Origin of the sequence: Kitasatospora sp. NPDC127067 (assembly GCF_042724755.1) — a bacterium.
Lineage (GTDB): Bacteria > Actinomycetota > Actinomycetes > Streptomycetales > Streptomycetaceae > Kitasatospora > Kitasatospora lactacystinica.
Window position 1 is genome coordinate 1 of the sequence record NZ_JBHXEM010000188.1, and the last position, 12,395, is coordinate 12,395.

Genomic DNA, 12,395 nt, shown 5'->3' on the forward strand with positions numbered 1-12,395 from the left:
GCCCCGTCCAGGGCGGCCGCTCCGGCCGGTCGGCAAGGCTCCGTCGGGCGGCTCCCCGCCGGGCGGCCTCCCGTCGAAGGGTCAGACCGTCAGCGTCTGGCCCGGGAAGATCAGGTCCGGGTCGCCACCGATGGTGCGCACGTTCTTCCGGTAGAGGCTGTCCGTGTCGGTGCCGAACTTGGCCGCGATCTCGCTCAGGGTGTCACCGCTCCTGACGGTGTAGCCGCCCGCGGCGGTGTTCTTCGGCGCGACCGGCGCGGACTGCGCGGGCTTGGCCGAGGGCTGCCCCTGGGGCGCCTGCTGCGCGGCGGCGGCCTTGGGGGCGGCGGGCTTGGCGGGCTTGGCCGCGGGCGCGGCGGCGGGCTTGGCGGGCTTGGCCGCGGGCGCGGCCGGCTTGGCCTCCGCGCCGCCCGAGGTGTCGACGGCGGCCGGGGCGCCGCCCCTGCCCAGGCCCGCCTTCTGCGAGCAGACGGGCCAGGCGCCCGGGCCCTGCGAGGCGAGGACCTTCTCCGCGACGGCGATCTGCTGCGCCCTGCTCGCCTTGTTGGCCTGGGAGGCGTACGCGGTCCCGCCGTACGCGGCCCAGGTGGACGGGGAGAACTGCAGTCCGCCGTGGAAGCCGTTGCCGGTGCTGATGCTCCAGTTCCCGCCGCTCTCGCACTGGGCGACGGCGTCCCAGGTGGAGGCGGTAGCGGCGGAGGCCGAGGTGGCCGTGACGAGGCCGGCCACCGGCAGGGCCGCGACGGCGGCGCCCGCGACGACCGCCATCCGAACGCGGTGGCGCTTGGGGGTGGCGGTGGTGTCGGTGGCAGCGGCGGTCTCGTGACGGGGATTCATACAGGTCCTCTCGACAAGTCCCGGGTGGGCATGCGGAACCAGGCCCGGGACATGGGCCGGCAGTTTTTCGCTCACCTCACTCGACGGGCGGCCGGACACGTGTCGGACGTGCCGTGCCGCCCCGGTCACCTCCGCACGCCGACGGCCTGTTGGAGCCGGCCTCGTCGGCGGGCACCGCCCTCGCGCCGCTGGTCAGTCGGCGGGCAGTGCGTCGGGGTGGACCCGGGTGGCGCTCGTTGCGCCGCCAATGAAGCTAGGGGGCATCACCCGGACGCAGCAAGCAATTCTTGGACGTCGCAGGTCAGTTGACTGTTACCGGCGGTATTGATCAAGAAGATGCGCCTGATTTGAATACTTTTGACCGAATTTTCAAGATCGAATGATCGAAATCCGTGCCCTCGCTCACACCTATCCCTCCGAGAAAGCTCACACGCCATCCACACGGAGGAATCGTCAGCTGACGCACCGTCACCATCCGGTCCGGAGTTCCCGGTTCCGCGCCGCCGCCGAGTGGCATCCGTCACGCCCGACACGCACCGCGATCGAAAAGGAACTCTCAGTGACGGCCGTCGAGCTCCGCGTCCCGGGCCAACAGCGCCGCCTGGACCCGGTTCTCGCAGCCCAGCTTGGCCAGGATCCGGCTGACGTAGGTCTTCACCGTCGCCTCGCTCATGTGGATCCGCGCCCCCGCGTCGGCATTGGACAGACCCTCTCCGAGCAGCGCCAACACCTCCAGCTCGCGCGGGGTGAGCACATCCAGCCGGCGCCGCGCCGCCACCGCGCGGGCGGCCAGCGAGGCACTGCGGCCGGAGGCCAGCGAGTCGACGATGTGCCGGGTGGCGGCCGGCGAGAGGAAGGCGTTGCCGCCCGCCGCCGCCCGGACGGCCTGGATCAGCTCGTTCGGCGCGGTGTCCTTGAGCAGGAAGCCGGCACCGCCCTCGGTCACGGCGCGCAGGACGTTCTCGCGCTCCCCGAAGGTGGTGAGGATCAGGGCCCGCGCGCCGGGGGCGACCCTCGCCAGCTCCCCGAGCGCCGTCAGCCCGTCCATCACCGGCATCTGAATGTCCAGCAGCACCACGTCCACCCGGTGCGCCCGCGCGAGCTCCAGCGCCTCGCGCCCGTCGGCGGCCTCCGCGACCACCTCGATGTCGGCGGCGGAGCCGAGGATCATCCTGATCCCGGCCCGGATCAGCGGCTCGTCGTCGGCGACGAGGACTCGGATCACGCTGGTCATTCCCCTCGAACGGTGCTTCGGCTGCGGCACCATCCTCACATCCCGGCGGGACCGCTCCGAACCACCCCGATCCGGACCACCGTGCTCCGAAACCGGCCCGGCCCGCCCCGCCGGGGCACCCGCCCGCGCACGGGGGCACTCAGCCCCTGGCGACGTACTCCTGCTTCTCCACCAACGCCCCGTCCCGGAAGCAGAATCGCGCCACGTGCTCCTCGTTCCAGCCGGCGCCGGGCGCACCGTTCAGGACGAACCAGCGGCAGTGCGCGCCCGCCGGCACCTCGGGCCCCGTCCCCTTATAGGTGTCGGTGAAGAAGTTGTTGCCGCGCGGCAGCGTCTGCAGCACCTCGGCCTCGGCGGTGCCGACCCTGATCTGGTCGTACATCGGCTTCTGGACGGTCGCGTCGTTGGTGCCCCGGACGAAGGCGATCACGCCCCAGACCACCAGGCCGAGCACGATCAGCGCGACCGCGACCACCCCGAGCGCGCAGCCCATCGCCGGGCTGCGCCGCCCGCGCTCCGGCTCCTCGACGGGCGGCAGGCCGTCCAGCATCCAGTCCTCGGCCCCACCCGTCGCCGCCGCGTCCTGCTCCGCTCCCTCGTAAGGGAGCACGGCCGCCAGCCGGAAGCCCTGCTCCGGCGTGGGCCCGGCGTGCACCATGCCGCCGACCAGCCTCGCGCGCTCCCGCAGGCCGGTCAGCCCCTGACCGCCGCTGACCGCGGCGCCCGCGCCGCCGCGTGCGCCCACGAGTTCCGGCGCGCGGGTGTTGCTCACCTCCACCACCAGTGCGTCCGGCTCGTACCGCAGCGCGACGGCGATCGGCGCGCCCGGGGCGTGCTTGTGCGCGTTGGTGAGCGCCTCCTGCACGATCCGGTACGCCGCGTGGTCGACGGCGGCCGCCAGCGGACGCCGGCCGCCCTCCACGGTGAGGTCGACCTCCGCCCCGGCCGCCCGGGAGGACTCCACCAGGCCGCCGATCCCGTCCACCCCGCCCCGGGCCGGCGGGCCGGCGGCGGCCGTCCCGGCGGTCGGCGGCAGCGCCGTCGACTCGTCGTGCAGCACCCCGACCACCTCGCGCAGCTCGCGCATCGCCGCGACCGCCGCCTGCCGCAGCACCCCGACCGCCTCGCGCTGCCGGTCGGTGAGCGTCCGGTCCACCTCCAGCGCACCGGAGTGCACCGAGATCAGCGCCAGCTGGTGGCCCAGGCTGTCGTGCATGTCCTGGGCGATCCGGTGCCGTTCGCGCAGCCGCGCCTGGTGCACCACCATGACCCGCTCGCGCAGCAGCTGCTCGTTGCGCTCGCGCAGCGCGTCCAGCAGGGCGCGGCGCTGCGCCCGGTAGCGGCCGTAGAGCGCCGGCAGCACGGCGATCACGAGGAAGAAGCCGAGCGACAGCGACAGCACCAGCTTCGGCGAGAGCGAGGCGACGTCCTTCACCACTCCCGTCACCGTGAACAGCACCCAGCCCACGACGAAGGCGCCGACCAGCGACCAGACCCGGCGGATCCGCGCGCCGGCCGTCCAGCCCGCGCACACCAGCAGCGGCATCGGTCCGACCGACCAGCCGGCCAGGGCCGCGGCGGCGAGCAGCACGGTGGCCGGCAGACCCTTGCGCAGCACCCACAGCACCGCGACGGCGAGGCCGAGGGGCAGCGCCAGGCCGGTGTTGGCGAGCAGTTCCAACAGCGCGGCGAACCCGCCCATCAGCAGGGCGGCCACCGCCTCGCCCACCACCCGCCGGGGCCGCCAGGGCCCCGGCAGCGCCGTCCGTACCACCGTGTTCCAGGCCCGCGCGATCGCTTCCACGCGTCGAGGCTATCGGTCCGGCCGGGGCGCCCGCCGTCCTCCTTCGTCGCGGCCCCCGCCGACGAAAGTCGCCTGGTCGGCCCGCCGGACCGACCACCGGACCACCCGCCGGACCGACCGCCCGCCGGCCGGCCGCTCAGCCGAAGGCCGTGAGCAGCAGCGCCACGTCGTCCACCCGGCGGGTCGACCCGACCTCGCGCAGCAGCCGCTCGGCCGCCTGCTCCAGCCCCTCCCCCGCCGCGGCCCGGGCCAGCGCGGCCCGCAGCCGGTCCACGCCCTGGTCGATCGCCACCGCGGGGTCCTCGACCAGTCCGTCGGTGTAGAGGGCGAGCACCGCCCCGCTGCCCAGCCGCAGGTCGCTGACCGGGAAGTCGGCCAGGTCGTCCACCCCGAGCAGCGGACCGCCCGGGACGTACAGCGCCTCGGCCCGCCCGCCGGGGTGACGCAGCACCGGCGGGAGGTGTCCGGCCCGGGCGATCCGGGCGAGTCCGACGGCCGGGGTCAGCCGGACCAGGCAGCAGCTGGCGAGCAGCCCGGGGTCGAGGTCGAGCAGCAGCCGGTTGGTGCGGGCGAGCACCGCGTCGGGCGGGTCGCCGCCGGAGGCGAAGGCGCGCACGGCGCTGCGCAGCTGCCCCATCGTGGCGGCCGCGCCGACGCTGTGGCCCTCGACGTCGCCGATCACCAGGGTGACGTCCCCGCCGGTGACGATCGCGTCGTACCAGTCGCCGCCGATCTCCATGCCCTGGGTGCCGGGCAGGTAGCGGGCGGTGATCCGGATGCCGGGCACCTCGGGCAGCCGGTGCGGGAGCAGTGCCTGCTGCAGGCCGCGGGCCAGCACGAACTCGGCGTCGTACAGCCGGGCGCGCTCCAGGGCCTGGGCGATGAAGCCGCCGAGCGCGGTGAGCAGGCCGCGCTCCTCCACGGTGAACGGGCGCGGCCGGTCGAAGCCGATGATGCAGGTGCCGACCGGACGGCCGGAGGCGATCAGCGGCAGGAAGGCCCAGGCGCCCATCTCGTCCAGGGCCAGACCGGGGTAGGTGGCGGCGAGTTCGCGGACCGACTCGAAGAAGACCGGGGTGCCGGTGCTGAGCGTCTCCGCGCCGGGCACCCGGGCGTCGATCGGAGTGCCCTCGAAGGCCTCCAGGAAGCCGTCGGGGTAGCCGGCCTGGGAGAGCAGGTGCAGCTGCTGGTCGCGCACCGTGTAGATGGCGAGCTCCTGGCCGCCGAAGGACGGCAGGACCTCCTCGGCCACCGCCCGGCAGACGTCCCGCACGGTGACCGCCTCGGTGAGGGCGCTGGCCAGCTGGAGCAGGTGGTGGGTGCCGCCGACCCCGGTGCGGCCGGCGGGCGGCGGGGTGGCGGGCGGTTCGGCGGCGCCCGGCGGCGGCTCGGCCGCGACCACCCGGGCGGTGACGCCGTGCGGGTCCGGGTAGAGCGAGAAGGCGAGCCAGCCGTCCGGCGGGCGGGCGGCCAGGAAGGCGGTGGGCCGCTGGGAGAACAGGGCGGCGCGGTAGCGGTTCTCGTAGACCGGGTCGGCGAGCCAGGGCAGCACGTCCCAGGGGTGGCGGCCGAGCAGGTCCTGGCGGCGGGCCCGGAGCAGCGGTTCGGTGGCACGGTTGGCGTAGCTGATCCGGCCGTCGGGGTCGAGCGAGAGCACGCCCTCCTGCAGCCGCTCGACGGCGGCCGCGGCGGCGGTCAGGTCGCGCACGTCCAGCACCGCGCCGACCAGGTGGGTCCGGCCGTCGGAGATCGCCACGGGCACCCGGGCCCACAGCTCCACCGGGTACGGCAGGCCCCCCGGCCCGAGCACCCGGACCCGGGCGGCCAGCACCTCGCCGCGCTCCAGCGCGACGCGGGCGGCGGCCCGGAACGCCGGCAGGTCGCCGGGGGCGACCCGGCGGTTCAACGCGGCCACCGTGCCGTCGAACTCGCCCGGCCCGAAGCCGAAGATCTCCCGGAACTGCTCGTCGGCAGCGAGCGCCCCGGTGGCCACGTCCCAGTCGAACAGCCCGACCCGGGTGGTCGGTACCGACGGCGGCGGCGGCAGCTCCACCACGGCCACCTCGCCGCCCGGCTCCACCGACTGCCCGGTCCCGGCCAGCTCGGCCAGCTGCTCGCCCAGTCGGGCGGCCGCTTCGGCCAGCTGCCGGGCGGCCGGCTCCGGAAGCCCGTCGTCCGAGGCGGGCCACAGCCCGCTCAGCACGCCGAAGCGCTCCGCGCCGTGCGCCACCGGCACGCAGACGGAGGCGAAGTCGTACGGCAGGCCGACCGCGAGCTGCGGGAAGCGCCGCATGGTGTCCTCGGTATCGGTCAGGGTGATCACGTGCCCGGTCCGGAAGCAGACCGCGACCGGCAGCGGGCCGGCGGCGGCCACCCGCCGGAACGGGCTCATCACCGCCAGCGGCACGCCCGCGATCGTGCGCAGCACCAGCGAGCGGCGGTCCCGCGAGCGCAGGTACACCATCACTCCGTACACCCCGGTCGTCCCCAGCGCCCGGCGCACCGCGTCGGCCAGGAGCTCGTCCCGCCGCTGGTCCGTCTGCGGGGCCGGGTCCCGGACGGACGGCGGGAACGCCCGGTCCGCCTCCGCGCCGGCCCCGGGCTCCGGCGGCCGGTCCGGACCGGGCCGCGTACCAGGGGCCCCACCGGTCGCGTGCGGATGGCGCATGCTCTTTTGCTACGCCCGGCCCGCAACCGTGTCAAGGCGAGCCCGCACCGGCCCCGGGCTGCCCCGGGGCGCGGAGTGCACCAGCATGGACGGCATGCCGAGCCGATCCCGCCGCACCACCGTGGTCAACCTCAAGGGCCACCGCGACGACCCCGGGTACGCGGACGTCGTCTACGTCGGCCGCGCGATGCACCGCGGCGGCTGGCACCTCGCCGAGTCCCCGCTGCACTGCCCGTACCGTCCTGGCCCCGACCTCACCCGCGAGGAGATGGTCGTCAAGTACCGCGAGCACCTGCTCGCCCGCCCGGACCTGCTCGCCCTCGTCCCGCCCCTGCGCGGCCACCGCCTCGGCTGCTGGTGCGCCCCGCTCCCCTGCCACGCCGACGTCCTCGCCGACCTCGCGGACCACCCGCCGAACTGAGGCCGGGCGGCTCAGAGTCCCGAGAGGTCCACCGTCACGGGGTACGGCACCGCGGCCTTGACCAGCCCGGTGAACAGTTCCCCCGGCCGGTACGCGGCCTCGGCCTGGTCCAGCACGTAGGTGTGGACGATCGGCACGCGGCCGGCGGCCTGCTCGACCCGCCAGTAGAACGGGATGCCCGCCTTGGCGTACTGGTCCGGCTCGACCGTCCGACCGGTGGTCTCCGAGCCCGGCGAGACCACCTCGACCACCAGCAGGACGTGGTCGGGTCTGGTCGGCGACTCGTCGATGGTGTCCGCGCGGTAGACCACCACGTCCGGCCGACGGTTGTTCAGCGGCACGTCCTGCAGCCGGACGTCGAAGTCGGTGTCGGCGTTCCATTCGACGCCGCCCGCGTCGTCCAAGGCGTTCGCCAGGAGCCGGGCGAGCCGGTTGTGCCGCTTGGAAGCGCTTGGGGACACGACCACCATCCCGTCGACGATCTCGATGCCCGCGCACTGCTCCTCGGTCCAGGAGTCGTACTGCTCACTGGTGATCTGCCGGTGCATCCACTCGGGTGCGATCAACTCGGGTGCGATCAACTCGGCCGTCACGGCGTACCTCCCCTGGGCTGCTGAGCGGGCCTCACTCTGTGTGCCACAGCCTAGTACGAGCCCTCGTACGAGCGTTGCGGCGGTTTCGGACGGTTCGGGGACTGTTCGATATTCTCCGGACGGGTGGCGGCGTGGGGCCGCCGGTGGGGAAGCGAGAGCCGTATGCAGTCGTCGTCCGGGGGGCCCGCGCGCGGAACGTCGTGGCAGTGGGACGAGGAGACGGACGGCGGCGGGGCCACCGAGGACGTGATCGCGGGCGGCGGGGAGCGCACCGGGCCGAGCCGGCGCCGGCTGCTGCTCGGGGCCGGGGCGCTCGCAGCGGGCGGGGCCGCCTGGGCGCTCGGCCGTTCGGGTGGCGATGGGGCCCGTCCCTCGCCGGGGCCGACCGAGCCGCTGCCGACCGCGCTGTCCGGCCCGACGCCGCTCTGGACCTACCGCGGACCGGAGGCGATGACCCCGGAGCGGCTGACCGACCCGCCCCACCGCCCCGTCTTCCTCTCGAAGAGCGGTCTGCAGGTCCTCGACCACGCCAAGGGCACCCCGGGCAGGCTGCTGGTGTTCGACCCGCCGGCCGACCGCAACTGGCCCAACGACCTGGACACGCTCGGCAAGGTGGTGTTCGGGCCCGACCACCTCTTCACCACCTACCAGGGCCACGTCGAGGCCCGCCACTTCACCGACCCGGCCGCCGACTGGAGCCTGCCGCTGCCCGACGAACTGCAGGGCCGGACCCGCCTCGCCGGCTACGACCGCCGCGACCCCGCCGTCCTGTACGGCTGTGCCTGGGGCCGCCCGCGGGTCGACGGCTCGCTGTCGGACAACTACCTCTTCGCGCTGCGGGTCACCGACCACAAGCTGCTCTGGTCCGTCCGCACCGAGCAGGCGGAGCAGCTCGTCACGCCCACCGCCGACGGCGGAGGTGCGGGCCGCCTCGCCGGCGTCCGCTTCCTCGACGGCCGCGCCGAGCTGGTGGTCCGGGACGCCGCCACCGGCCGGGAGCTGTGGACCGCCACCGGGGAGGAGGACCTGCGCTGGTTCGTCAGCGACTCGTCGGGCTTCTTCGTCCCCGACGGCAACGGCGGCGTGCGGGTGCTGCGGAGCACGGGCGAGCTGAGCTGGACGTACTCCCCGGCCCGGGGCGAGTCCCGGCGGGCGCTGCCGCCCATCCAGCACGGCCCCCGGGTGTACATCCCGTGGGACCAGGGCGTCGTCACCTGCCACGACTCCTCCTCCGGCGCCGAGCTGTGGTCCTGCCGGCTGCCGTTCCCGCTGGACCGCCGCAGCCGTCCGCTGGTCGCCAACGGCACGCTGTTCGTCCCGGGTACGTCGGTCGGCGGGGTCAGCGCGATCTACCCGGCGACCGGCGAGCTGGGGTGGACCTTCCACGACTCCGGTCCGGGCAAGGACGTCTGGACCCTCGCCACCGACGCGACCCACCAGTACGACGGAACCCGCCTCTACGCGGGCCACGACGACGTCCTGCACGCCCTTCCGCTGAACTGAACGAACTGAACGTCCCGACGACACCGACCGCCCCGACGACCCGGCAGGAGGGCCCGATGCAGGTACGCCCGATCTCCCCCGAGAAGCTGGCCGAGCTGCTCGCCGACCGCATCGCCGCCCTGCCCGGCGCCCGCGACCGGCGCCTGCGGGTGGCCGTGGACGGCGCGGCGGCGGCCCGCCCCGAGGCGCTCGCCGACGCCCTGGTGGAGCCGCTGCGGCTGCGCGGCCACCCGACGCTGCGGGTCTCGGCCTCCGGCTTCCTGCGTCCGGCCTCGGTCCGGCTGGAGTACGGCCACCAGGACGCGGACGCCTTCCACGACCTCTGGCTGGACGACGGCGCCCTGGCGCGCGAGGTGCTCGACCCCTTGGAGCCGGGCGGCAGCGGCCGTGTCCTGCCCTCGCTGCGCGACCCGGTCACCGACCGCTCGACCCGCGCCCCGTACACCGAACTCCCGCCCGGCGGCGTGCTGTTGCTGGACGGCGCGCTGCTGCTCGGCCGCTGGCTGCCGCTGGAGCTGTCCGTCCACCTGGCGCTCGGTCCGGCCGCGCTGGCCCGCCGCACCCCGGCCGACCAGCAGTGGACGCTGCCCGCCTTCGCCCGCTACGAGGCGCAGACCGTCCCCGCCGAGGCCGCCGACGTCACCGTCCGGGTGGACGACCCGCGCCACCCCGCGCTGGTCGAGCGGCCGTGACCTCCGGGGCCGGGCCGCGCTGGCAGTAGGGGCACCAGAAGACCGCCCGGTCGCGCGGCGGCGAGCCCTGGCGGCCGGCGACCACGGGGGTCACGCAGCGCGGGCAGGGCCGTCCGGCCCGGCCGTACACCCAGTGCTGGTAGCCGGGCCGGGTGTCGCCGGTGGTGATGTGGCCGGGGCGCAGCTTGTTGGCCTCCAGCATCTGCCGGGCACGCTCCACCAGCCGGTCGGGGTGCGGGAGTTCGCCGACCTCGGTCCAGGGGGTGACGCCCGCGACGAAGCACAGCTCGTTGGCGTAGACGTTGCCGATCCCGGCGAGGTTGCGCTGGTCGAGCAGGGCCTCGACGACCGGGCGGCCCGGGTGGGCGAGGAGCCGGCGGACGGCCTCGACCGCGTCCCAGTCGGGGCCGAGCAGGTCGGGGCCGAGGTGGCCGACGATCCGCCGTTCGTCGGCGGTGCGCAGCAGTTCGACGACGGGCAGCCGGTAGCCGACGGCGGTGCCCCGGTCGGTGCCGAGGACGGCGCGGATCTGCCGGTCGGGGCCGCCGGTCCACCGCTCGCCGGGGCGGTAGACCTCCCAGCGGCCGTCCATCCGCAGGTGGGTGTGCAGGGTGAGGCCGCCTTCGAAGCGGGTGAGCAGGTGCTTGCCGCGCGGGGCGACCTCCAGCACCCGGCGGCCGGTGAGGTCGGCGGTGGCGTGCGCGGGCACCCGCAGGTCGGCGCTGGTCAGCGGCTGTCCGGCGAGGGCCTCGCGCAAGTGGGCCGCCACGCGGTAGACGGAGTCACCTTCTGGCATGTCTCCATTCTGGTCCGCGCGGCGGCCCGCCGGGACACCGGCCCCGGTGGGTTACGCCGACTGCCCCGGGGCGGCCTGGCCCTCGCGCACCACGACCACCGGGCAGGGCGCGTGCTCGGTGAGGTGGCGGCTGACCGAGCCGAGCAGCACGCCGGAGAAGCCGCCCAGGCCGCGGCTGCCGACGACGAGCAGCGCGGCGCCCTTGGCGGCCTCCAGCAGCGCCTGGGCGGCGTTGCCGGGCATCACGCTCTCGGCGATCGCCACGCCGGCGTCGTCGCCGGCCACCTTGGCGATGGTCTCGCTGAGGGTCTTCCCGGCGAGTTCCTCGGGGTTGAAGGCCTCGACGGTCGGCACGCCCTGCCCGGCCCACCCGTAGAAGGCCGGGTACTCCCAGGCGGCGATCGCGTGGACCGTCCCGCCGACGGCCCGCGCGTAGTCGATCGCCCAGCGCAGCGCCTGCTCCGAGGCGGGCGAGCCGTCCACGCCGACGACGATCCGGGGATTGGCACTCATGGCCTTGCTCCTTCGGTTGCTCCTGATCGGTCCCGACCCTCCGAACATAGATCAAATCGGACAAACGCTCGGTATTGCCACGCCGAAAGCGACCCGCCGCATTCAATTCGATCGCGGCCGGGGTTCCAGGCCTGGGAGGATGCCCGGATGCCGAGCAAGCCCCGCCGCCGCACGGGCGGCTTCGCCGACGTCCTGGCCGCCCTGCCACCGCAGGAGGAGCGCCAGTGCCGGAATCTCGACGACCCGCTCGCGTCGGGCGGCTTCGTGGACGCCGGGGGGCGCTACTGGCGGCTGGCCCGCGGCCCGGTGGACCGGCGGTTGGCGAAGCGGCTGGCGGTCGGCGCGGACGAGATGACGCTGGGTCTGCGGGGCGAGCTGGAGGAGGTCTCCCCGGGCGTCTTCGCGCCCGCCCTGCTCACCCCCGAGGAGCGTCCGGCCGTCTGGCGGGAGGCCTGCGAGCTGGACCACCTGGCCTACGAGTTCCGCGCCTCCGGCGGCCGGACGCTGCTCTACCTCGTGGTGTTCTGCTGAGCCCCGTGCCGTCCTGCCGCGCCGCCGACGCTCAACTCCGGTAGGCGGCCCACGCGTTGGCCATCCGCTGGACCTGACCCCAGGTGAACCCGGTCATGCAGGAGTCGTAGCTGTAGTCCATGAAGTTGTGGATCGGGTCGAGCCCGGGGCCGGCGCAGGTGTCGCGGCCCTCGGGGCAGCCGGAGGCGGCGGTGCGCTCGGGCGGGGTGTCGTCCACATAGTCGCCCGGGGCCCGGCAGCCGCCCTGGAAGGTGTGGAAGAGGCCGAGCCAGTGGCCGATCTCGTGGGTCGCGGTGTCGCCCTCGTCGTAGTGGGTGGCGGCGCCGCCGGGCAGGGAGGCGTCGAGCACCACCACCCCGTCGTCGGTCGGGTTCGTCCGGTACGCGTCCGGGAACGTCGACCAGCCGAGCAGGGAGTCGCCGAGACGGGCCGTGTAGAGGTTGAGGGCGCCCTGGTCGCCCTTGCGCAGGGCGGTCTTCATGTCCTGCTCGGCCGGCGAGCCCGGGGTCATGCCGGTGTACCAGGACGCCTTGTCGGTCCAGTCGGCGCCGACCAGCTCGAAGTGGAACGGGCTCGCGACGTTGCCCTTCCCCCGGCCGCCGTAGCTCTCGTTGAGGTGGTCGATCTGGCCGGTGACGGCGGCCTGGTCCAGCCGTCCGGCGGCGCCGTCGTGGATCACGTGGAAGAACACCGGGACGGTGGTCGGGGCGGCGGCCCGGCGCCGGCCGGCGCCCAGTTCGGCGAGCCGCCGGTCGAGGTCGGCCTGCATCGCCCGGGCCTGCCCGGCGCCGACCGCGTTCGGG

At 75.0% G+C, this 12,395-nt stretch carries 12 protein-coding genes; 4 read left to right on the forward strand and 8 right to left on the reverse strand.

What is annotated here, in order from left to right:
* Nucleotides 1-81: 81 nt before the first annotated feature.
* From ACFWJ4_RS38645 to ACFWJ4_RS38660, 4 genes are all read right to left on the reverse strand, one after another.
* On the reverse strand, nt 82-837 hold the full coding sequence (locus ACFWJ4_RS38645) for a transglycosylase family protein (protein ID WP_380553340.1): 756 nt from the start codon (nt 835-837) through the stop codon (nt 82-84).
* Nucleotides 838-1,393: 556 nt separating this feature from the next.
* Complete coding sequence (locus ACFWJ4_RS38650) at nt 1,394-2,062, reverse strand: response regulator (RefSeq protein ID WP_380553364.1); 669 nt, start codon at nt 2,060-2,062, stop codon at nt 1,394-1,396.
* 148 nt (nt 2,063-2,210) lie between these two features.
* On the reverse strand, nt 2,211-3,875 hold the full coding sequence (locus tag ACFWJ4_RS38655; protein ID WP_380553343.1) for a sensor histidine kinase: 1,665 nt from the start codon (nt 3,873-3,875) through the stop codon (nt 2,211-2,213).
* Nucleotides 3,876-4,011: 136 nt separating this feature from the next.
* Nucleotides 4,012-6,543 (reverse strand): SpoIIE family protein phosphatase, encoded by a 2,532-nt coding sequence (locus ACFWJ4_RS38660; RefSeq protein WP_380553346.1) that lies wholly within the window; start codon nt 6,541-6,543, stop codon nt 4,012-4,014.
* A gap of 94 nt (nt 6,544-6,637) precedes the next feature.
* Between ACFWJ4_RS38660 and ACFWJ4_RS38665 the strand changes: the two genes are divergently transcribed.
* Nucleotides 6,638-6,964 (forward strand): DUF4326 domain-containing protein, encoded by a 327-nt coding sequence (locus tag ACFWJ4_RS38665; protein WP_380553349.1) that lies wholly within the window; start codon nt 6,638-6,640, stop codon nt 6,962-6,964.
* An 11-nt stretch (nt 6,965-6,975) separates the two neighbouring features.
* On the opposite strand, the gene ACFWJ4_RS38670 is transcribed toward ACFWJ4_RS38665, so the two are convergent.
* Nucleotides 6,976-7,512, reverse strand: coding sequence for a Uma2 family endonuclease (locus ACFWJ4_RS38670; protein ID WP_380553367.1), 537 nt, complete (start codon nt 7,510-7,512; stop codon nt 6,976-6,978).
* A gap of 207 nt (nt 7,513-7,719) precedes the next feature.
* Between ACFWJ4_RS38670 and ACFWJ4_RS38675 the strand changes: the two genes are divergently transcribed.
* On the forward strand, nt 7,720-9,060 hold the full coding sequence (locus tag ACFWJ4_RS38675) for a PQQ-binding-like beta-propeller repeat protein (protein ID WP_380553352.1): 1,341 nt from the start codon (nt 7,720-7,722) through the stop codon (nt 9,058-9,060).
* 56 nt (nt 9,061-9,116) lie between these two features.
* Nucleotides 9,117-9,752 carry a uridine kinase gene (locus ACFWJ4_RS38680; protein WP_359900210.1) on the forward strand — a complete coding sequence of 212 codons (636 nt, stop codon included), beginning with the start codon at nt 9,117-9,119 and terminating at the stop codon, nt 9,750-9,752.
* On the opposite strand, the gene ACFWJ4_RS38685 is transcribed toward ACFWJ4_RS38680, so the two are convergent.
* Complete coding sequence (locus tag ACFWJ4_RS38685) at nt 9,700-10,548, reverse strand: DNA-formamidopyrimidine glycosylase family protein (protein ID WP_380553355.1); 849 nt, start codon at nt 10,546-10,548, stop codon at nt 9,700-9,702. The two genes, ACFWJ4_RS38680 and ACFWJ4_RS38685, sit on opposite strands and share 53 nt — an antisense overlap.
* A 51-nt stretch (nt 10,549-10,599) precedes the next feature.
* The gene (locus ACFWJ4_RS38690; protein ID WP_359900206.1) at nt 10,600-11,061 is read right to left on the reverse strand and encodes a universal stress protein; all 462 of its coding nucleotides are present in this window, start codon (nt 11,059-11,061) and stop codon (nt 10,600-10,602) included.
* Between the two features lie 147 nt (nt 11,062-11,208).
* Here ACFWJ4_RS38690 and ACFWJ4_RS38695 point away from each other — a divergent pair, with 147 nt between their 5' ends.
* Nucleotides 11,209-11,592 carry a hypothetical protein gene (locus tag ACFWJ4_RS38695; RefSeq protein WP_380553358.1) on the forward strand — a complete coding sequence of 128 codons (384 nt, stop codon included), beginning with the start codon at nt 11,209-11,211 and terminating at the stop codon, nt 11,590-11,592.
* A 31-nt stretch (nt 11,593-11,623) separates the two neighbouring features.
* On the opposite strand, the gene ACFWJ4_RS38700 is transcribed toward ACFWJ4_RS38695, so the two are convergent.
* Nucleotides 11,624-12,395: zinc metalloprotease (locus ACFWJ4_RS38700; protein WP_380553361.1), on the reverse strand; the 772-nt coding region annotated here is incomplete at its 5' end.